At 33.0% G+C, this 21,757-nt stretch carries 24 protein-coding genes; 3 read left to right on the forward strand and 21 right to left on the reverse strand.

The window, feature by feature from the left end; all coding sequences use genetic code 11:
* Positions 1-102: 102 nt before the first annotated feature.
* The 6 genes from THEXY_RS09470 to THEXY_RS09495 form a co-directional block, all read right to left on the reverse strand.
* Positions 103-297 carry a zinc-ribbon domain-containing protein gene (locus THEXY_RS09470; RefSeq protein ID WP_013788614.1) on the reverse strand — a complete coding sequence of 65 codons (195 nt, stop codon included), beginning with the start codon at positions 295-297 and terminating at the stop codon, positions 103-105.
* Positions 298-435: 138 nt separating this feature from the next.
* Positions 436-903: a flagellar export chaperone FlgN gene (gene flgN / locus THEXY_RS09475; protein ID WP_013788615.1), complete on the reverse strand. Its 468-nt coding sequence runs from the start codon at positions 901-903 to the stop codon at positions 436-438.
* Between the two features lie 6 nt (positions 904-909).
* The gene (gene fliS / locus THEXY_RS09480; protein ID WP_013788616.1) at positions 910-1,296 is read right to left on the reverse strand and encodes a flagellar export chaperone FliS; all 387 of its coding nucleotides are present in this window, start codon (positions 1,294-1,296) and stop codon (positions 910-912) included.
* Between the two features lie 36 nt (positions 1,297-1,332).
* The gene (gene fliD, locus THEXY_RS09485; protein WP_013788617.1) at positions 1,333-3,114 is read right to left on the reverse strand and encodes a flagellar filament capping protein FliD; all 1,782 of its coding nucleotides are present in this window, start codon (positions 3,112-3,114) and stop codon (positions 1,333-1,335) included.
* 12 nt (positions 3,115-3,126) lie between these two features.
* Positions 3,127-3,453 (reverse strand): flagellar protein FlaG, encoded by a 327-nt coding sequence (locus tag THEXY_RS09490; protein ID WP_013788618.1) that lies wholly within the window; start codon positions 3,451-3,453, stop codon positions 3,127-3,129.
* Between the two features lie 67 nt (positions 3,454-3,520).
* On the reverse strand, positions 3,521-3,697 hold the full coding sequence (locus THEXY_RS09495; RefSeq protein WP_013788619.1) for an aspartyl-phosphate phosphatase Spo0E family protein: 177 nt from the start codon (positions 3,695-3,697) through the stop codon (positions 3,521-3,523).
* A 143-nt stretch (positions 3,698-3,840) separates the two neighbouring features.
* Here THEXY_RS09495 and THEXY_RS09500 point away from each other — a divergent pair, with 143 nt between their 5' ends.
* Together THEXY_RS09500 and THEXY_RS09505 are read left to right on the forward strand one after the other, a co-directional pair.
* Positions 3,841-5,115 carry a putative DNA modification/repair radical SAM protein gene (locus tag THEXY_RS09500; protein ID WP_013788620.1) on the forward strand — a complete coding sequence of 425 codons (1,275 nt, stop codon included), beginning with the start codon at positions 3,841-3,843 and terminating at the stop codon, positions 5,113-5,115.
* A gap of 21 nt (positions 5,116-5,136) precedes the next feature.
* Positions 5,137-5,871, forward strand: a complete 735-nt coding sequence (locus tag THEXY_RS09505; protein ID WP_013788621.1) for a TIGR03915 family putative DNA repair protein — start codon at positions 5,137-5,139, stop codon at positions 5,869-5,871.
* Here THEXY_RS09505 and THEXY_RS09510 read toward each other — a convergent pair whose 3' ends face one another.
* The 15 genes from THEXY_RS09510 to THEXY_RS12815 form a co-directional block, all read right to left on the reverse strand.
* Positions 5,872-7,167 carry a C40 family peptidase gene (locus tag THEXY_RS09510; RefSeq protein WP_230197583.1) on the reverse strand — a complete coding sequence of 432 codons (1,296 nt, stop codon included), beginning with the start codon at positions 7,165-7,167 and terminating at the stop codon, positions 5,872-5,874.
* Between the two features lie 41 nt (positions 7,168-7,208).
* Positions 7,209-7,919, reverse strand: coding sequence for an acylneuraminate cytidylyltransferase family protein (locus THEXY_RS09515; RefSeq protein ID WP_013788623.1), 711 nt, complete (start codon positions 7,917-7,919; stop codon positions 7,209-7,211).
* Position 7,920: 1 nt separating this feature from the next.
* A complete protein-coding gene (locus tag THEXY_RS09520; RefSeq protein WP_013788624.1) occupies positions 7,921-8,982 on the reverse strand; it encodes a nucleotidyltransferase family protein in 1,062 nt (353 codons plus the stop codon).
* Positions 8,982-9,644 (reverse strand): acetyltransferase, encoded by a 663-nt coding sequence (locus THEXY_RS09525; protein WP_013788625.1) that lies wholly within the window; start codon positions 9,642-9,644, stop codon positions 8,982-8,984. The genes THEXY_RS09520 and THEXY_RS09525 overlap by 1 nt, the downstream gene beginning before the upstream one ends.
* A gap of 32 nt (positions 9,645-9,676) precedes the next feature.
* A complete protein-coding gene (gene neuB / locus THEXY_RS09530; RefSeq protein ID WP_013788626.1) occupies positions 9,677-10,720 on the reverse strand; it encodes an N-acetylneuraminate synthase in 1,044 nt (347 codons plus the stop codon).
* Positions 10,721-10,741: 21 nt separating this feature from the next.
* Complete coding sequence (locus THEXY_RS09535) at positions 10,742-11,404, reverse strand: PIG-L deacetylase family protein (RefSeq protein ID WP_013788627.1); 663 nt, start codon at positions 11,402-11,404, stop codon at positions 10,742-10,744.
* Entirely contained in the window at positions 11,401-12,285 is an 885-nt protein-coding gene (locus THEXY_RS09540; RefSeq protein ID WP_013788628.1) for a methionyl-tRNA formyltransferase, read from the reverse strand. Before THEXY_RS09540 ends, THEXY_RS09535 begins: the two co-directional genes overlap by 4 nt.
* Position 12,286: 1 nt before the next feature.
* Positions 12,287-13,450, reverse strand: coding sequence for a UDP-N-acetylglucosamine 2-epimerase (neuC, locus tag THEXY_RS09545; RefSeq protein WP_013788629.1), 1,164 nt, complete (start codon positions 13,448-13,450; stop codon positions 12,287-12,289).
* Positions 13,447-14,577 carry a LegC family aminotransferase gene (locus THEXY_RS09550; RefSeq protein WP_013788630.1) on the reverse strand — a complete coding sequence of 377 codons (1,131 nt, stop codon included), beginning with the start codon at positions 14,575-14,577 and terminating at the stop codon, positions 13,447-13,449. The genes neuC and THEXY_RS09550 overlap by 4 nt, the downstream gene beginning before the upstream one ends.
* The gene (locus tag THEXY_RS09555) at positions 14,570-15,556 is read right to left on the reverse strand and encodes an NAD-dependent 4,6-dehydratase LegB (RefSeq protein WP_013788631.1); all 987 of its coding nucleotides are present in this window, start codon (positions 15,554-15,556) and stop codon (positions 14,570-14,572) included. Before THEXY_RS09555 ends, THEXY_RS09550 begins: the two co-directional genes overlap by 8 nt.
* Positions 15,557-15,583: 27 nt before the next feature.
* Positions 15,584-17,353: a motility associated factor glycosyltransferase family protein gene (locus THEXY_RS09560; RefSeq protein WP_013788632.1), complete on the reverse strand. Its 1,770-nt coding sequence runs from the start codon at positions 17,351-17,353 to the stop codon at positions 15,584-15,586.
* Entirely contained in the window at positions 17,353-17,706 is a 354-nt protein-coding gene (locus tag THEXY_RS09565; protein ID WP_013788633.1) for a DUF8042 domain-containing protein, read from the reverse strand. The genes THEXY_RS09560 and THEXY_RS09565 overlap by 1 nt, the downstream gene beginning before the upstream one ends.
* Positions 17,707-19,011: 1,305 nt before the next feature.
* Entirely contained in the window at positions 19,012-19,452 is a 441-nt protein-coding gene (gene tnpA / locus THEXY_RS09570; protein ID WP_013786953.1) for an IS200/IS605 family transposase, read from the reverse strand.
* 264 nt (positions 19,453-19,716) lie between these two features.
* Positions 19,717-20,730 (reverse strand): transposase, encoded by a 1,014-nt coding sequence (locus THEXY_RS09575; protein WP_013788634.1) that lies wholly within the window; start codon positions 20,728-20,730, stop codon positions 19,717-19,719.
* Between the two features lie 132 nt (positions 20,731-20,862).
* Positions 20,863-21,228, reverse strand: coding sequence for a hypothetical protein (locus THEXY_RS12815; RefSeq protein ID WP_013788635.1), 366 nt, complete (start codon positions 21,226-21,228; stop codon positions 20,863-20,865).
* Between the two features lie 207 nt (positions 21,229-21,435).
* Between THEXY_RS12815 and THEXY_RS09580 the strand changes: the two genes are divergently transcribed.
* Entirely contained in the window at positions 21,436-21,687 is a 252-nt protein-coding gene (locus THEXY_RS09580; RefSeq protein WP_041592118.1) for a hypothetical protein, read from the forward strand.
* The last annotated feature ends 70 nt before the right edge of the window (positions 21,688-21,757 follow it).

Consider the following 21,757-nt stretch of genomic DNA (forward strand, 5'->3'; position numbering starts at 1 on the left):
TCATCAAAAATTTTTTATGGAAAAGTGGATAAAATGATTAAAGGGCATCCCTTTCGGAATACCCTCAATAATCCTCTTTACTTCTTGCAAAAGTGAAGGGGATTACTTATTTGCTCCAGCAACTCTTCCTCTCCTGGAGTTAAACTGATTGTTTCTCTGCTTTTTAGCATCTCTGCATGCTTTGCACCTTACTGGCGCATTTTGAAATCCTTTCTGAGCATAAAATTCTTGTTCGCCGGCAGTCCACACGAATTCTGCCCCACAGTCTTTGCAGACCAATGTCTTGTCTTGATACATAATAAATAATCCCCTCACTTTGACATTTATTTACTGTATAGCCAATTAGACTATACAGTAATATTATACCACCAGTCAAGAGTTTTATCAATAAATTTTAAAATTTTAAAAATTGCATAATTATTACTGCATAAACATTTAGCGCTTCTTATCTACAAAATAGCTGCCAGGTGTATAATACTTAAGATACTCTATATATCCTTTTTTACCTTTTGATATGTCGCTTATTTTTTCTTCCAGATTTTTAAAAGCGCAGTTTATATCCTCTAAATTTTTATCTTCGACTTCTTTTATTTTTTCTAATGTACCCTTTATATCTATCAGTATTCCCTTTAACACGCTTTTATCTGCACTATTACTGGGCGTATTAAAAATGCTGTCAATCCTATTTACCTTTTTGTACAGATTGTACATAGGCAAAAATTCACTGTCTATCTCATCAATGCTTTCTATGATGTTTTGCTTTTTCTCCAATATGTTCTTTATGTCATCAAGCTTTTGTGAATTTATAGCTATGTTTAACTGATTGTTTAATTTAAGCATTTCATTCAAATAATTTAATTTTTTTTCAGCCAACTCTATCAATTTTTTTACATCGCTTACCATACTATATCAACCTTTAGAATATACTTTTGCTCGAACTTTTCCCATAGCTTCTCCCCATGTATCTCTAAGCTCTGTTATCAAAGATATCACTTCGTCTAACGGCTTTTTATCTTTTTTTAAATTGGCATCTATCAACCTTCTTGAAATAAAGTCATAGATGCTGTAAAGATTTTTCGATATATCATACTGCATGTCAAGAGTAGCCATAAGCTCTAATACTATGTCCTGCGCTCTTGTTATGCTGTTATGAGCTTTTTCGATGTTTTTATCATCTATCGCTTGTTTCGCTTCATTTGCAAAGCGAATAATTCCATTGTAGAGCATCAAGACCAATTCTTCCGGGCTTGCTGTCATGACAGAATTTCGCTTGTACTCCATATACGGATCGATCATTTATCAATTCCCCTTCCTTTGTAATGCAAAGAATTTCTATCCATTAAGCTGCTGACTTAGCCATTGGCTTTGAGAATTCATCTGCGACATGTACGTCTCTAATTGCGTAAACTGATCATAATATTGTTGCTCTAATGTATTCAACTGGTCTTGCATGTCCGACATCCTCTGATTTAAGTCATTTATCTGCTGACCCAAAAAGCTATTATCATATAGCTGATACTGCCCCCCACCAGCTTCTTGTGTTATAGAGTTTATGCCATTATTGACTATGTAGTAAAGCCTTGCAGCTATTCCATCACTTGAACTTGAGCCAGGTGTAGCATTTACATCCGTAGTAGATTCCGTTATTTTCGTAAAAAGATCCATGACTTCCTGCGGATTATTTTGTATAGCATTTTTAAGTTTCGTATCATCTATGTAGAGCTTACCACCTTCATACCATTGACCTGTAGTTATCCCTATAGAACTTAATGTCATCTGTGTGCCATCAGTAGCTGTTACAGTACCTGATATGGCTGTCCTCATGCTGTAATATATGGATGTAAGATTGTCATTTCCACTTAAATCACCGCTTCTGGCTTTCTGCTGCCACGCGGTAATGTCGTCTTGCGTCATCTGCTTCTTTTGATCATCTGTCAATGGTTGATAGTCATAATACCTTTGCTCTGTCAACTTTGAATTTATAGTTGTGATCACATCGTTATACGCATCCACAAAGCTTTTAATACTATTGTAGATCGTATCTGTATCTGTTTGAACAGAGAGGGTTGTTTTGCCTTCCCCTGTAAGATTTATATTGATACCTGCAACAGATACATTGTTTGTCGAAGTAGTCATGTTGACTCCATTAAATGAAAATGAAGCATCTGTACCTTGAGAAAATGGCAAATGAAGATTATTCAACAAAAAATCATAATCTCCAGATATACTAACCTGTGAACCATTTTTGCTACTTATTGTTATAACACCATTGCTATCAACACTTGCATTTACAGAAGAAACATTGTTGTTTATATCACTAATTATACTATTAATATCTTCATTAGTTGATATATTTATTTGTGTACCATTTATTGATATGCTTGTGCCACTTCCAGTATATGTAGTATACGCTGCTGTTCCAGTGTATGAACTGGAATTGAAACCTAATTTCAATGTACTTGTCAAGAATGTAAGTCCTGTAGAATCTGTACCGCTAAAATCAATCTTTGAACTTGAACCTGTTGAATTTGTTATTAAGAATAGTCTATCTGTGGTCGTATCATAAGTCGCATTAACGTGGGTTGTACTTGATACGCTATTAATTGTTGAAACAATATCGTTTATAGTTGATCCTGCTTTGAATGTAATACTATTGTTATTTAATCGAATTGTGACATCCGAGCTTATTAAAGGATTATAAGTCACACTACCATCAGAATTATTCGTGTAAGCACCAATGGCAGCAGTGCTGGCAGAAGTTGCTCCTGTCGCCAATTGATTAACATTTAATTGATATGTCCCATTTACAGCATTTACACCTGCTGTAGCCGTCGCAATTGAGGTATTTGATGAAACCGTCTTAGCAAGATATGTCCCTTGCAACTTCATGCTAAACAGTGTATTGTCCCTTAGTGTCAAAAGCTTTGTATTTATGTCCTGAAGGTCCTCTTGCTGCCACTGAAGCCACTGCTTTTGCTGCTCCAATTGATAAAGGGGCTGACTCGCAGCCTGCATAAGCTGACTCACGATTTGATCAGTATTAATTCCTGATGCAAGTCCGCTTATTCTAAGCAAGTTGCTGGTAGTAGAGTTTTGCATTGTAATAGGATCCATACTACACTCCTCCTAAATTTTTCTATCGATAAAAAGCCCTGCTATTTTCCACAATCCCGCCACCAAATCCAATATTTTTTCTGGCGGGATCTCGTCGATAACCTCGTTTGTCCTGCTATCTACAATTTTCACCACTATTGTATTTGTAGGCTTGTGTACAGAAAATTCAAAATATGTACCATCATCTTTCTTGATTTTATTGTTGACGTCGTTTATTTCGTCTTTTACAGTTTTCTCATCGACAGGATTTTTGAAAATCTCTTTAACGTCATCAATCTTGTCAGTCAATAAGCTATTTAACTTTCCACTTCCTCCTTCTAATGATATATTTTGAATCATATATATACCTCCCAAAACTCACATGTTATTTTCTATATCGGCAAAATATTTGAAAAAATTAGTGAATTTATTTGACGCTTTTTTGGCAAGACATGTATTCTACAATAAGCTTATCTAATTCTTGACTTATCTCAAGGGCTTTTGCCATGTCGACTATGTTTTTATTAAGCTCTTTCTTCAATAGCTTTATCTTCTCCTCCACTGAATCATTTTTATAGTAATGTTCCTTTATGATCTTTGCCATTTTCTCCTCCATATAAGCTATTGTAATTTACTTCATTTTTATATATCGGCTTTAAGAAATTTTTATTAAATTTTTTTCAAGATGATATAAGCGCTTTTATCTGAACGTATGTTTGTGTTATAATATCATTGAGGTGTTTTAATATGGACCTTCTTGAAAAGATAAGGATATTGGCTGATGCAGCAAAATACGATGTATCATGCTCATCCAGCGGAAGCGATAGAGAAAACAAAAATGGCGGAATAGGAAATGCATCCTTCTATGGTATATGCCACAGTTGGTCTGAAGACGGCAGGTGCATATCCCTTCTAAAAATACTTTTTACAAATATCTGCATCTACGACTGCTCATATTGTGTAAATAGATGTTCAAATGACGTAGAGAGAGCATTATTCACACCTGAGGAGCTTGCTGACATTACGATAAATTTTTACCGCAGAAATTACATAGAAGGATTGTTCTTAAGCTCGGCTGTATACAAAAGCCCTGACTACACGATGGAGCTTCTCATTAAGACTGTCAAAAAACTGAGGGAGGAATACAATTTTAACGGATACATACACTTAAAGGCTATTCCCGGTGCAGATGTAAATCTCATTAGAATGGCTGGTCTTTACGCAGATCGCATGAGCGTAAATATCGAGCTTCCTTCGGAGAGATCTTTAAAACTATTGGCGCCTCAAAAGACAAAAGAATCAATAATAAAGCCAATGAGTTTCATACACAATCAATTGTTGGAAAAAAGTGAGTCAAAAAAGCTGATGCGCCACACGTATAAATTTGTGCCCGCAGGGCAAACGACACAGCTTATCATAGGCGCAACACCAGAAAGCGACAGGACCATATTAAAATTGTCAGAAAATCTGTATAAATATTATGACCTTAAAAGAGTGTATTACTCTGCTTACATTCCCGTTTCTGATGACAGCAATATTTCTAAAGTAACATCGCCACCTCTTTTGAGGGAGCACCGCTTGTATCAAGCTGATTGGCTTTTAAGGTACTACAATTTCAAGGCTGATGAATTGCTGACTGAAGAAGAGCCAAATTTTGATGTATCATTGGACCCGAAAATCAACTGGGCAATGAAAAATCTAAACCTATTTCCTGTTGAAGTTAACACTGCAGACTACAATATGCTTCTCAGAGTACCGGGAATCGGTGTCAGAACAGCCAAGCGGATAGTCTCAGCAAGAAAAGCATCTTCTCTAAACTATGATTCACTTAAAAAGCTTGGAGTTGTATTAAAAAGAGCAAAGTATTTTATAACATGCAATGGAAAGTACTACGGTGAATGCGAAATAGAAAAAGACAAAATAAAAAACAAACTAACTACCAATAAGAATCGCATTTTAGATGGACAGCTTAGCATATTCGACGTCAATAATACATTAAAAAATTTGCCGATAATTGTATAGCTTAGTTAGGAGAGTAGATATATGGTAAACTACATATTCGACGGGTCGTTTGATGGCCTCATGACTGTTGTATACGAATCATATTACCGTCATCAACATCCCAATGATATTTTTTCTGAAGTCAATCATCAGATAAACTTTCTTGGACATGATGTATTCGTATCAACAGATATAGATAAATCCAATAAAGTACAAAATGCCATTGCAACAAAAATATCAAAAGAAGCACTCAGAAATATTTACTACGTTTATCTGTCAGAGTTGGACTCGTCGTACATGCTGATATATAAATATATTAGATTAGGTTTTAAGATAGGCAAAAAAATAGACTACTTCATTCAAAATGACATAGTCCATGAAGTGACAAAATTAAGCCGTAGAGTAAAACATGAAGCGTACAAAATGATCGAATTAATCAGATTTAAAGAAGTCAAAAAAGGGTTGTTTATTGCCAAGATACATCCAGACTACAACGTACTGCCTGTCATAATGCCCCACTTTGCTGAAAGGTTTCAAGATCAGTATTTCATAATACACGACCAAAAAAGGAACTTATCGGCAGTATATGATAAAAAAGCATGGATAATCACCGACATACCTCTTGAAAATATATCCAATATGAAAGAAACCAAAGACTACGAAATCCTATGGAAAATGTATCATAAAAGCATCTCTATAGAAGAAAGAAAAAACTTAAGGCTTCAAAGACAACACATGCCTAAAAAATACTGGGATATGCTTACAGAAAAGCAATAGCTACATCTCAAACTGAATGGCAGAAGAAAATCTCTCTATAAATGGTATGCCATTTGATGCAGGTAGAAGTGATGATGTGACCATGACTTCATTAACTGGTATAAAGTCATACTTGTCACCGTTTCTCTCTGCATATCCAGTAAAGTCATGTATGATGTATGGTACTCCACCATCCATTCCAACGTACATCATGGCATGACCCGGCATATATAAAGCTGCACCAGGCTTAATCTTATCAAAAACCTTTATTCTCCCATCTAATGATAATCCATCAGAAAACTGATGTACTATTCCGGGACATCTTTCTTGCTCATCAGCATTTCTGGGTAGTCTAAACCCAAATGTCTTGTAGATGTACATGATAAAGCTGGAGCAATCCCTACCATTGAAGCTATCTCCCCATTCATATCTATCGCCAATAAGTTTAAACGCCTGATTTAATATGTTTGCCCTCGTGTATGGTACATAGCCCCAATAAACATCTTCTTTTATCGATATAAGGCCATATTTAAAAATCAGGTTGCCTTCATCGTCCATTGAAGGCAGTTTGACAACATAATTGCCATAAGTAGATTGATTACCTATAGTATCAGGCATATCCTTTTCCAATGGTACTCTCGTCCCCATGTCAAACTGAATTTCAGATACGTCATCATCGTATGGGTTTGACTGCGTCCTTACGCGATTTCCTGTAACAACTATGAAATCATCTGTGTCGAGATAGTCAAATACTTCCTCTTTATTTTTTGCAATTGCTATATCAGTAGCCTTAACCCATCCTCTGTAGTTGTACATCTGTACAAAATACCACTTTTTATCTTTACTTTCGTGAAGTACCAAAACAGGCTCTAATGCTTGACACGATGTCTCTTGAAATCTATCAAATTCGATATCACCTTTTCTGCTGTACACCGCTATATCTGTAGGAAAACTTCTAAGAAATGTCTTTCTTATAGTGATGCCGTACTGTACGGAATTGACTTCTTTTATTTCAGTGATATTCAAATTATCAGATATATAATTGTAAAAATCCCTTTTCACTGCTTCACCATTTCTAAAATACATCTTTTTTTCTGGTAATTTATACTCCTTTATCAAAGACAGCAATTCATCGTAAGTAAGACTATCCCTATAGCTTCTTAAATCATAGACGCTATCGCATTTTCCCACAATCTCTTGATTAAACTTCATAATATCATTTTCCGCCATTATAAGGCAATCAGCATCGGGTATTTTTTTTAACCAGTATTCGGCATCAAGCATCTCAGACTTTGTACCCGGTATAATATGGAACACCTCCACAGATCTTTAACGATTATAAAGATTTTAATATATGTCTATTTCTGCATATGAAAATTATTCATCAAAAATTCAACAAATTTTAAATCCAGTTCTGTATCAATGTCTATAGATCTTTCATTAGGCATAATATACGCGTATGTTTTTTCACCAAAGAAGCCTTTGTTTTGTATCAAATAATTCCAATCAGATACATATATTGCTCCATTTATTCTATAATATTTACTTATTTCTTGCCTATTTTTATTTAAAATATCTTTTCTTAAAAAATCTTTCATACACAAATCCTCATTTAAGACGTTCATCCATAAAGGAGAATGCTCAGCCTCACAAACTGAAACTACCGCGCCTGCTTTTTTCTCATATAAAATATCAACTGCATTTTTTATGTCATACGCTTTTCTTAATGGCGATGTAGGCTGTAAAAGCATAACTAAATCATATACAGTATGATTTTTTCCCAACCAATTCATCGCATGAAAAATAACATCTATCCCTTTTGCATCGTCAGAAGCTAATTCAACAGGCCTCATAAAAGGAATTTCTGCTCCAAATTCCTTTGATATACTTGCTATTTCTGGATCTTCTGTTGAAACAATTATTTTATCTAAAAAATTCGCTTGCAACGCAGCCTCAATAGTATATGCTATTAGAGGCTTGTTCAATAAAAGTCTCACATTTTTTCTTTTAACACCTTTTGAACCGCCTCTTGCAGGTATTATCGCTAATATTGATTTTCCTTTATACATCTTATACATTATCCTCCTTTTTAAAATATTCCAATGTACTACGATATTCTTCCCATTGTCCCACATCAAACCACTTCGAGCTTACAGGATATACGCCAACTTTATATCCATACTCTTTTGACTTTAACAACAAATCCGGCATATTAAAAGATTGTCCATCTGGAATAAGTTTTATCAATTCTGGCTCTAAAACATACACACCTGAATTTATAACAAAATTATACTCCGGCTTTTCTATCATATTTATCAATTCACCATTGTTGACATCCATAACACCATATGGAATCTGCATATTTTTAACAACACCTAATATAGTGGCGTGATTTCCATTTTTTTTATGATATTTTAAAAGCTCGTCGAAATCTATATCTATAATAACATCACAATTTGATACAATAAAAGTATCATTTAATTTATCAATTGCAAGCTTTAATGAACCTGCGGTCCCAAGAAATTCTTTTTCATGAACAAAATTTATATTATATCCGTCTGGATTTTCTGCAAAATATAATTTTATAATTTCGGCTTTATAATTAAGTGAAACTATAAAATTATTAAAGCCGTAATTTTTAAAATTTTTCATTATAATTTCTATTATAGGCTTATCACCTATAGGTATTAACGGTTTCGGAAGTATTTTAGTAAACGGATCTAACCTGGTACCCTTACCACCAGCCATAATAAAAACACAGTTATTTTTCTTTGAATATTCACATTTCACTCCAATAAATTCTTCCATCAATATTAAATCTATAACTTTTTTTTCATTATCTAATACAGGAATAGTTTTTATTTTATATTTTAACATCAACTCTTTAGCAACTTCTTCTTGTCCATTATAAACATATTTTGGCTTCTTATTCATAATAACGAAGACAGGCTGTTCTAAAGATACATTATTCAATATCGCTCTTCTTATATCTCCATCTGTGACGGTTCCAACTAACCTATATTCATCATCAACGACTAAAAGAATTTGCAATCTATTTTCATTTAACTGCTTTATAGCATTTTTAATAATACATTTATCGCTGATAATAACGGATTTAACCTTATTTTCCATTATTGATTTCTCCCTATATCATATCTATATTTTTTTACTGTCCCTGGAACACCTACAACAACAGCATTATCAGGTACATCATTTATAACTACAGTACCTGCTCCAATTAATGAATTTTTACCTATCTTTATCCCTTGAATAATAATAGATCCAATTCCAATATGACTTGCTTCTCCTATTTTAACTCCTCCAGCAATTTTAACGCCTGGAGCAACATGAACATGATCGCTTATTATACAATCATGTTCAATAATAGATCCCGTATTTACTATCACGTTATTTCCAACTTGTGTATCAGGACCTATAAAAGTACCGGCCATTACAACATTTCCTAATCCAAATTTTACATACTCTGAAATAATAGCTGATGGGTGAAACGCATTAATAAAGGTGAAGCCAATCTCCTTTACTTTTTCATACAAACTTTTTCGCAAATAATTATCACCAACACTTCCAACAACTATTAGTGCATAATTTATCTCACGTTTTAATAAATCATTTAATTGCTCATCAGTTGCAATAACCGGTACGCCTAAAACTTTTCTGCCAATCTCATCAGATTTGCCTATTAGTCCTTCAATATGTATTGTATTATTTTTTTTCAGTATGTCTATCACCGCTTTTGCATGACCACCTGCACCAATTAAAACTAATTTATCCAAAAGAATTCCTCCTTGGAAAAAGCATATAATTATTATTCAAGCATAGAAAAGTCAATAATTGTATCCTTTAAAATATGAATTCTGGCTTTTTTACCAATTAAATAATCAAAAAACTTAGGAGGCAAGCCGGTTCCCGGTCTTTTTGTAGTTAACATCTCTTCTGTTATGATACTGCCGCTGGGTATATCTTTAGCTGCAATAATTGACTTCCTTGCTACATCTCTAACATTTTCTTCATTCTCTCTACATCTTTTTATTCCATTTCCTAATGCCGCCTCTATGTTTCTAATGCTTTTAATCATAAGCTTAAGTTCGCTTGGTTCAAGTGATGCCCTGTGATCGGGACCTGGCATGTTTTTATCAAGCGTAAAATGTTTTTCAATAATTAACGCTCCCAACGAAACTGCTGCTATCGCAATTTCAATGCCAAGAGTATGATCTGAATAACCAACAGGCAGCTTGAAAGCATTTTTCATAGTAATCATTGCATTTAAATTAACATCTTTGTATTCGGTTGGATAATTTGATGTACAATGCAATAAGATTATACTATTATTACCAGTATTTTTAATCGCCTCTATAGCTTCTTCGATTTCACCTAAATTAGACATTCCTGTGGAAAGTATTATTGGTTTCTTTTTTTTGGCAACGTATTTTAAAAATGGAATATTTGTTATATCGCCAGAAGCAATTTTAAATACAGGTACATCAGCTCGTTCCAACATTTCGACACTTTCATAATCAAAAGGAGTTGCTAAATAGATTAAATTTCGCCTTTTGCAATATTCCATTATTTTAATATGATCATCATAAGATAGTTCCAACTTTTTTAACATATCATACTGTGTTTCATCTGAAGATGTAGCCAATTTTTGATATTCAGCTTTCTCCGCATCTTTAATTACTAAATTTCCCGTTTGAAATATTTGGAATTTTATTGCATCTGCACCTGCTTCAGACGCAGCGTCAACTAATTTAATAGCTGTTTCTAAATCACCATTATGATTCACACCTGCTTCAGCTATAATAAATGCAGGAGAATCTTCTGATATTGTTTTATTTGCTATTTTGAACATGATATTTACACACTCCAGCATCTAATCTTCTATAAATTTTAAAATTCTAAAACCTTCAGCATATCTAAAACCTGAAGCACAACCTCTAATTAGAGCTAAAGACTTTACACTATCTTCGCTTCTTGGAAAAGGATGCTCTTTAATCTCATCATCATAAATATTTAATATTTTAATCTTATTCTCAATAAAATCAGTAATATTTATAAAGTAATTTGGAACAAAACCATTATCAGGATTTGCGTAATCAGATTCAGATGGAATTTCCATCATTAAAACACATTTAATAAAAGGAAATCTAAAAACTTTCGTACACGAATTTAAAACATCAAAAACGACTTTATGATCTGAGTGAACATCGTATTTATATGGTAAAATTATTCTATTAGGCTCAATTTGTCTTATTATATTTGATACCTCCTCTATTAAATCTTTTTTATGATACTTATCTAAACCAGATGGTTGCAATTTTAAATTATAAAAGTAATCAAAATCATACGATTTAATCACATTATTAATTTGACTAGTTCTCTTATTTACTTCAGTTATAGAATATCCATATTCCTCCTTCTTATCAGTAAAATTTAACCATGCAATTTTATATCCATTCTTCTTATATCTAAGTATTGTACCTCCCGCTCCAAGTGTTTCATCATCTGGATGTGGAGAAACTACCATTAAAATCATAAATATTCACCTTCCATAATTATTTCTCCTAAATCACAATCCGTAATCTCAATGCAATTATCTCCTGCTTTTATTAATAATACGCCATTGTTATTTTTAATAACTTTGCCAGGTTCTAAATTATCATATCTATTAGTTCTTACCTCATTTACTTTCCAAACCCTAACTTTTTTATTTTTATAAAAAAAATATGCACCGGGATAAGGTCTAGTTAAAGCCCTGACTAAATTATAAATTGTATATGATGACATTCTCCAGTCTATCTCTCCGTCTTTTTCGCTTCGCTTTCTCCAATAATTGGATATAACATTATCTTGTTTAATTGTTTTATAAGTTCCATTTTCCAATAGAGGAATAAAATTTTCAACTTGTTTAAGTGCAATGGATGTAATCTTTTCATATAAGCTTTTGGCATCATCTGAATAATTTATTTCAATTTTCTCCTGTGATAAGATATCACCACTATCTGCATCCTCATTCATAAAGAAGAATGTAGATCCTGTCTCCTTTAAGCCTAGCGCCAATGCCCATATTATCGGATGTCTACCTCTATTTTGCGGCAACAAAGCTGGATGATAGCCTAAAACTCCCATTGGAGGTATATTCAATAGTTCCTTTCCTATTAGCTGTGATAAGCCAAAACAAAATATAATATCTGGTTCTTTACTCTTTATATACTTTATAGTTTCAAATTCATTAATATTATTAAAATATTTATATTCTAAATTATTGCGAATACATAATTCAGATAAATTTACAAAATCAGAATTATACTTAGATTTTTCTTTTGTTAATACAGACACAATATTACAGTTTAATTCTATTAATTTTTCTAATATCCTTTTTGAAAATTCAACAGTTCCAATAAATGATATCCTCACTTTACATCACCATATCATAAAAAGTCTTCTTAATTGATATATTTGTGTCTAAAATCTTCTTAAGTATATTTATTATTCTTTCTGATGATTTGCCGTCACCATATGGGTTATCAATAGTTTCACATAATTTTTTAAATTCTGTAGACAATGCTTTTTTTAGCGCCAATACTATCTTTTCAGAATTCGCTTCACAATCTATTACACTTTTCGCCTTTATTCTTCCCTTTTGTCTGTCTCCGATATTTACTGTTGGTTTTTTAAATGTTGGTGCCTCAATTATTCCACTTGATGAATTCCCTAATACAACATCAACATTTTTCATCAAAGATAAATACTTTAAGCGTCCTAACGAAGTAAAGCTTACTGCCCTATCTGAATTAGTTTTTACATATTTGTCTATAAGCATAGATATAATTCTACCATCTGTATCGGCATTTGGTTTTGTAAATATTATTTTTATATTTTCAAAACTATCCAAAGCCTTTAATAATTCAATAAATTGGGCCTGTGAAGTATTATTTTCAAGTGTAACAGGATGATACGTAACTAAAATATTTACTTCTCCTAACTTAAACGACAACTCTTCCTGTAAATCTTCCCTTGAAAGCAACTTAATATTTTCTATATTGTCAATTCCTAAAGCACCCACATTAAAAACTCTTTCAGGATTCTCTCCAAGTTGAATAACTCTATTTTTATAAATCTCAGTAGATGTAAAATGATATGTACTCATTTTTGTTATCGAATGTCTAATAGCATCATCAATTAGACCTTCAGTTAATTCTCCTCCATAAAGATGAGCTATTGGTATTTTAGCAACTAAACATGCTACAGCAGCAGCAAATGTTTCAAATCTATCACCCAATAAAATTACTATATCAGGCCTTAATCTATTCAATGCATCTGCAAAACCAATTATTCCTAACCCTATCGATTTTGTAATGCCTATTTCTGAATCACTTGATAATAGCATTTCTATTTTTTCATTTATCTTAAAGCCATCATCAATAATTTCTTTAAAAGTTAATCCAAATTCAGGTGATAAATGCATTCCTGTAACTATTATTTGAAGATCAAACAAATTTGTTTCTTTAATTCTTTTTAATAGAGGATAAAGTAAACCGTATTCCGCTCTTGTTCCTGTTACAACAGCAATCTTCTTCATATATTCACCTCTCTCTTAATGTTTAAAATATTCAGCAAAGCCTTTGCAGCATATTCTATATTTTCAAATGCATTTAAGGTAGACCCGGGCAGATTTAATCCATTTTCAAATATTTCATAAGAATTAAAATAATTTCCTTTTTTATATTCTTTATATGGAGGAAAATCTACTATAGGATTAAATATTCTCCTTGTTGGAACGCCTCTTTTTTTTAATTCATCCTGAATTTGAGGTATAGTCATACCTACTTTTTTACAATCAATTTTTACTGAAGGTAACCAAGCAGAACTTTCTGCACCTTCATATTCTTTCTGCACAGTTATCTCTTCAATACCATTAAAAATTTCTTTATATAGTTCAAAATACATACGCTTCTTTTCCAGAAATTCTTGTAAGCGTTCCAACTGAGCAATTCCAAGAGACGCTTCTAAATTTGTCATCCTATAGTTAAAACCTATCTCTGAATGATAGTATCCTTGTGCTATATCCCTTGCCTGGTTAACTAAAAATCTTATATGTGAGGCCCATTCTTCATTGTTCAGAGATATCATACCTCCTCCTCCTGTAGTTATTACTTTATTACCATTAAAACTGAAACATCCTATATGACCAATTGTTCCAGTCATTTTTCCTTTATATAAAGCTCCCAAACTTTCAGTGGCATCTTCTATAACATAAATATTGTTCTTCATTGCTATCTCCATTATTTTATCCATATCACATGGATTGCCATATAAATGTACAGGAATAATTGCTTTTGTTTTAGGTGTAATCGCTTTTTCTATTTCTCTTGGATCTATGTTCCATGTGTCTTTATCAACATCAACAAATACAGGAGTTGCTCCGCAGTAAACTATCGGATTAACAGTCGCAACAAATGTAATAGCAGGAACTATAACCTCATCACCATCTTTAATGCCTAATTCATAAAGTGCCATGTGCAGTGCTGCTGTTCCACTTTGAACCGAGACACAATGATTTACATTTAAAAATTCCGCAAATCTTCTTTCAAATTCAGGAACGAAAGGACCAGCAGTTGATACATATCCGCTTTCAATACATTTTATTAAATATTCCTTTTCTTTATCTCCTAAATTAGGAGAATCAAGTTGAATATTGTTAAACATTGTATGCCTCCGGTTTATATAAACTAATATTTGCTCTAATCCACTCTATTGTTTCTTTAAGTCCATCTTCAAGAGAATATCCAGGATTCCAATCTGTATACTTTTTTATTTTATCATTATTGCATATCAGCCTTTCAACCTCACTTTTATTCGGTCTAAGTCTTTGCTTTTCTTGTACTATTTCAATATCAACACCCATCAGCTTAGCTATCATATCGGCTAATGCACCTATTGATATTTCATTACCGGAACCAATATTTGTTACATTCCCTATAAGCTCATCACATTCAGCAATTTTAATAAAACCATTAACTGTATCTTTTACAAAATTTAAGTCTCTAGTAGGACTTAAATTTCCGAGATTTATTTGCTTTTTGCCAGTTAATATCTGAGTTATTATTGTAGGAATAACTGCTCTTGCTGATTGACGTGGACCATATGTGTTAAAAGGCCTCACAATCGTTACAGGTAAATCAAATGAATTATAGAAACTTAAAGCCATATTATCAGCACTTATTTTAGTTGCTGAATATGGTGACTGAGGTTGCAGTGGATGTAACTCATCAATGGGTATATATCTTGCCGTTCCATAAACTTCACTTGTTGAAGTATGTATAACTCTTTCTATATCAAGTTCTCTTGCAGATTGCAATACATTATATGTTCCTTCTATATTAGTTTTTATATATGCAAGAGGTGATACATAGGAATATGGAATTCCAATTAGCGCTGCCAGATGAAATACAACATCCACTCCTTTCATAGCATCTCTGACACTATCATACTCTCTTATATCTCCCCTATAAATCTCGATCTCATCTTTGTACTTAGATTTTTCTAACCAACCCCAATTATTATTAGAATTATACCTGACAAAAGCTTTTACTTTTGCACCTATTTCCACTAATCTTTCTACTAAATGTGAACCAATAAATCCTCCCGCCCCTGTAACTAAAACTTTCTTATTTTTTAAGTTCATCACATATCCTCCTAAAAATCTCCATGATTACTGTTTGATTTCATCAACTGTCTTTAATGCTTTTCTTAATCCATCTTCTGATTTTTCAATTGCCTCGTATATACCTTGATAAAGTGTATATGACATCATTGCAATTCTGAGTTTCTTTTGTTTCTTAGTCTCATCTTTTTCAGGATTAAACCCTTTAAGAACTTTTGTAGTAACTATATTTAATATAGAAGATATATACACAAAACTATCTTTCGAGTTTTTTAATCTTTTATCTATTTTATCCAATATCGATGTTATATGAGATACATCTGCATTAACATCCTTTTGATATTCATTATACATTTTTTTCGAAAGCTTTGCACCACGCATACAGTCATTTTTAATTTTTTCTAATTTTTTAATTGCATCTTCAAATTCTTTCGTAAAAGCATTTATCTGCCTCTTATCTAATCTAATTTCCCCTTTTTTTAATGCACTATTTATCTCTTCTTTTATATTTATTTCTCTTTTCATAAATAGCTCGATCGCTTCTTTAAATCTCATTATCTTTGTCCGTTTTATAAGAGCACCACCTTCAGTAGCATTTATGTATATTCTATCTTGATGGCCATATATATAATTTTCAAACCATGTTTTAAATGAAAGCAGAACGCGATCTGTCAAGACTTTTTCTTCATAATTGCCATCAACATATATGTACTCTTTTTCGTCAGAATTCTCTTTTATTCTGTCTTTTTCATAAGTTGTTCCAGATGCATGTGTTCTATTATCCAAATACGCTAAATCTTGCCCTATAAAAATAATAGGGTTGCATCCTAACATATACGCAAAATCCAAAGATAAATTAGCAACTGATGGTCCTGTACTTAACTTTCCAAAGTCTAGCGATAATTTATCACTAAGCAATTTCGTATATGTTGAAGCAATCTCTGCGATGATAAGTGGTCCTTCATATTCTTTCAATATTTTTGGGTACAAAGTTAAATCATACACAAGTGGAGAATTGATTTTGCATCCATCAAAATGCTCAAAATTCTTTTCTCCGCCATCTATTGATACAACAAAATCCGGTTCAATTTTTTTTTGCAAAAGTGCTTTTAAAGCTGTCCCAACACATATTATGACACATTTACCCTTTACCTCTTTTAATTGTTCAATATTTTTGTCAAGTGAAGGACCAGCAGATACTATTACTGCTGGAATATTTTTAAATAAATTAAAAAAAGACTTAACAGCTGCACTTCTAAAAACAAACTCCAAATTCTCCATAAAATTTGATTGCCATTGTTCAGCAAAATAAAGTGCTGTATTTCTGTTAATTCGCATCGAATTTATTGTTTCAATCAAACATTTGTTAAACCTTTCATAATATTCGCCAAAAACATTAGGATATTGCTTAAATTCTTTATACACTACATTTTCAAAATTATCCCATGGTATATAAGTCTGTAATATTACATTTAATTTTTCTTCTGATTCTTCACTTATAAAATATAAATTCTCCCTATTTTTAAATCTCTCGTAGTATCCATTATTTAGTGCAAATTGAAATATCTCATTAGATGGCTCAACCAATATCAGCCTATTATTTGGTGACAATTTACTTAAAAGATAATTAATATGATATCCTAAACCTACACCATATATAATTAATATAGACTCATCATTAATCTCAATAGCATCAGCCCATTCTTTAGCTTCTTTGTCCGGATAATATGAACTATGCAAAAAATACTTTTTACTTTCATTCTTATATACCAAAGTATCGTTGCCATCTTTTGCTTTTAATATTTCAAATGAATTCATCAGTTAAGCTCTCCTTTTTTGCAGTGATTCATATATCCATATAAGATATCCTTAATCTCATAATTCAGTGAATCGGATATTAATTGATAATCTGAATTTTCAATTCCATTCATTAAAGCACTTAAACTTTCATTGACCTTTGTAATATCTAAATTAAAGCCATGAAGTGACACAGTCAACGTTATCGCTTGTACTGACCAATTAAGACCATCAATAACACTTATAAGCAATGAATTTGCTTCTGCATACATGCCTTCGTCTATTAACCTTATCACATCGTCGATACCATCAATAAGCCTCGGTACATACTTAAGGCTCTCTGCTACAGTTTCTTTCATCATATCATTAAGCATATAAACCCACCTAACATTTTTACATTTCTACAATAATTATCGGCTTAATAGAATAAAAGTTTAAGCTTCTATATAAATCAACTTTAATAAACATTTTTAAAAAAAATTGCTATTCAAATTAGCATATTATTAAGATTAACTTTTAGAATTTATTATCGTATGTATCTAATGCCAAGAAGTTATTTGATAAAAAATATTTTTAACTTAACTATTTTATACTCACATCGTATATAAGGAATGGAAGGCTTATAAGACAAAATAATTAAAATCTTAACTTAAAATGAAAAAGGTGGTGATATTATTGAGTACATATGATTATATCGATTTAATATTTAAAGCAATTCAATTATATTTAAACTACAAAAACTACAAAAAGAAATAATAACTAAATATTTTCTAATAAAACAACTTTAAGATTTTGCCTTAAGTTATATTCATTATTCTCATTGGCAGATACCAAACTTCACGGTGGACATCATTAAATTCGGCTAGCAATTCTCATGTTCTCACTCACAACAACTTTTAGCGCCTAGATATCACCCGTGCCGCATATATATATGTGTGATTTCGGAAACTAATTTCCAGCGTCATACTATGGCATAAAATCGAGTAGGAGGCGGTGACTAACCGCCGTCCTCTCACACCACCGTACGTACCGTTCGGTATACGGCGGTTCGGTAAATAAATAAGTGAGATTACCTCCATATATTAGGTGTAGATTTCACTAAGCACTCCTAACCTTTATCTTCGAGTTCCACTCTATTTTCTGTTAGGCAGTCCCTATCAGGGTTGACAGCTTTCAAACATGAACAGTCTATCCTAATATCTACTTAATTACTACCGTCAAGTCCTTCCCTTACCTATCCTTTCGGTAGGTTCAAATAGTACTATGACTTGAACTGACTTCTGAATGCTCAGCTATACCTCACGATATAGGTTACTCATGGAGAAAATTTATTCTTGCCTTGAGCATATCATTCAGACCTCCCCGGGTAAGAACGATAACCTTCATCTCATATATCTGCCAGATTTACTGTATGGGATTCGGGTAGTGTTGGACTTTGTTTTGTAAGGCAAACTCATCCGCCCCAATTCAGCCTCTTATCTGGTTTGTATTCCTCAGACCGAGATTTTGCCTACCGCTTCCTTCAGATTCCACCTCACGATGGACACCCTTGCGGTTCAGCTAGTGGTTCCCACTACCAAGCCCACAGCGGACTTTCACCGCCAAGTTACCGCCCATGCCGGGCGCACCTCAACCACCACCTGCTAAAGCAGGTGGGTTGGATATGCCGCTTAAGCAGCTTAAAACTCGCCTAAAGTAAAATTATCATTCTTTTGATTTTCTTCTATGTCTTGATTTTGTATATACTCTATTATCACTTCATCTGTTACATTGCCACTACTTGCTGCAAAATATCCTCGTGCCCATAAATGTTGTCCCCAAAATTGTTTGTTAAGCTCCTTATTCTCCATTAGCAGCTTTCTCGAACTATATCCTTTTATATATTGCACTAGCTTACTTACTGACAAATGTGGTGGTGCCGACACTAGTATATGTATATGATCTTTTGATACATGTCCTGATAATATTTCTACTTCATTATTTTTGCATACCATTCTTATTAGTTCTCTTGTCCTTTCAGCTATTTTCCCAACCAATACCGGTTTTCTATATTTTGTTATCCATACTATATGATATTTTAGATCATATGTAGCATGTGACGACTTTCTATAATTTTGCATATTTATCACCTCTAGTTTATTTTTTACTAGAAGTGATTATTTATTTTTATTCGTTGACCTAAAGGTTTCAGCTTAAGCTGAGGGATTTAACCCCATTATACAGACATTAAAAATTAGATACAGAAAATAACAAAGCCTTTGCGATAAAATACTGAAAAGAGGAAAGAAAATGTAAAATAATGAAAATCAATTTAAAAAAAGAGTATAAGAAATAAAGCCTAATAAAATAGGTTTAAAAATTAACAGTATATGGAATCTCAATATTTATGCTGCTCTACCTAATAATCCATCAAGCATAGAAATAAAATCAAACTTAGATTTTTTCAATCTAGCATCAAGATGGATATTAATAGAGTGTATCATAATCCAGAAAGACCAACGCTTTTTGCCTCTGGTTTTAGATAGCTCCAACTCATAGTCATTAAGAAGCCTTTTGTTAACACGCTCAGAAGAAGTTCGCTTTTTCATCTCGCATTTCCATTCATCAGAACCACGTGGAATGACGGTAAACAAGCGAGGATCAGATGAAGGCTTCGTATAAACGGTTCTACCATAATCAGAAGAGGAGCACTTATCTTTACAATTACATGAATCAACTTTACCAGTCGCAAAAGGACAGCGCCATTTAATTCTGTTACGGTCTTTCATAAAACCATTGTAAACCATAGATAATCCTGCCATACAGACAGGAATACCATTTTCATTGATTTTAATAGTACCTTGGTACTTGCTGTTGTTTTTATTCTTCTTATTAAGCGGAATTACAGGTTTAATATTCCACTTATTAAGAAGATGATAAGTAGGGTAATTATCATGAGCACAATCACCAATAAATTTATCAAAAACGAAATCAGGATACAAAGCCCTTGCTTCAGACAAAGCAATAATAGCAGTAACACCATCATAACGAGGAGCCTCAACCAAGCGAAGATAAATCGGAATATCAGATTTAAGCTCTTCGTTGTATGTCACTAAAAAATAACCAGAATAACCATAAAACCATGTCTCATGATAACTATCCCAACCATAGCGAGCATCGGGGTCAGAGAACTTGCGATGGCAGTCACAATTAAATATACCCTTATTAGCACAATCACAAGTTCTAATACCGAAAGGACTTCCGCCGGTTTTAATGCAAGTACCGTCACCGGAAATAGTAAGTTTTTCAATATCACCGAGGATGCCATCATTGGCGGAAGGCCTAACAGCAACATCGGCAAAAATTTGTTGAAGAAGCTTCTCAGGTCTTGACTCAAAAATTTTACCCTGTAAAGCCAAATCAACAAATTTCTGTATAATACCAGGGTGGCGTGGTGGAAGCTTCTGATTTTTAGCAAGTTTTTTACGTGGTTTGCGTTTAAAAGGATGGAGAGAATCCTGTCGGTCTTTTTCAATATCAGGATCCTCAAGTCATAACCTGTTAATCAAGTCATAATGAGTACCAACACCAGGAATATTATCAGGAGACACGCCAATCATGTAACACAAAAGGTCATCATGATGAAGCATGTAAACCCATTTAGTAATACTGTGACATTTAAGAAGAGACATAAGTACAAAAGACCGAAAAACTTCAGGCTGGTTTTTGGCTGGAGAACCAGTATTAGAGTAATAAGGTTCCAGTACAGGTTTAAGAACATCAAGATCTAAATTATAGAGTTTAGATAAAGCTTCAGAAAATTGAAGGACACGATTTTTATCTGAAGCATAAATGGGTTGAATATTTTCGACAAGGAAAGACTGATAATCAGAATGCGAACGCCATGCGCCCAACATAAAATCACCTCAATAACAAGTAGTATGGTAAAAACACCATCCATTTCGATTATTGGGGCGATTTAAAAAAGTCAAGATAGAATGCAACCATATATGTTAAATAAAGGGAAATATAAAGAAAAAATTTTACAATGTAAATAAAGATGTAAATGAATTGGAAATCGAAAAATGATTTCAGAATGAAATTTTGGGGGATAAATTTAAAAGATGTCTCCTGAAATTCAGATGTTTCAGGCAACAGAAGTTGCCGAGAATATTCTATATTTTAAGGGAGGCAGAGCCTCCCTCCTTACTATCTTAATAATTGTAATACTGTCTGTGGTTGTTGATTTGCCTGAGCTCTTCCAGGCCGATATCTTTCGATACCGAATAGATCATATCTTCATCCTATATCATATAGGAGCCGGGCACTTCGGGATTTATCCCTACGGACTTCATCACCATGAGATTTTCTTTTAGGTGGTATGTCCTGATCGTTGAACCTTCCCCAACCTTTCGGTACAGGGGCTTGGCTGCTGATTGCCCAATC

Origin of the sequence: Thermoanaerobacterium xylanolyticum LX-11, assembly GCF_000189775.2 — a bacterium.
Classification (GTDB): Bacteria; Bacillota; Thermoanaerobacteria; order Thermoanaerobacterales; family Thermoanaerobacteraceae; genus Thermoanaerobacterium; species Thermoanaerobacterium thermosulfurigenes.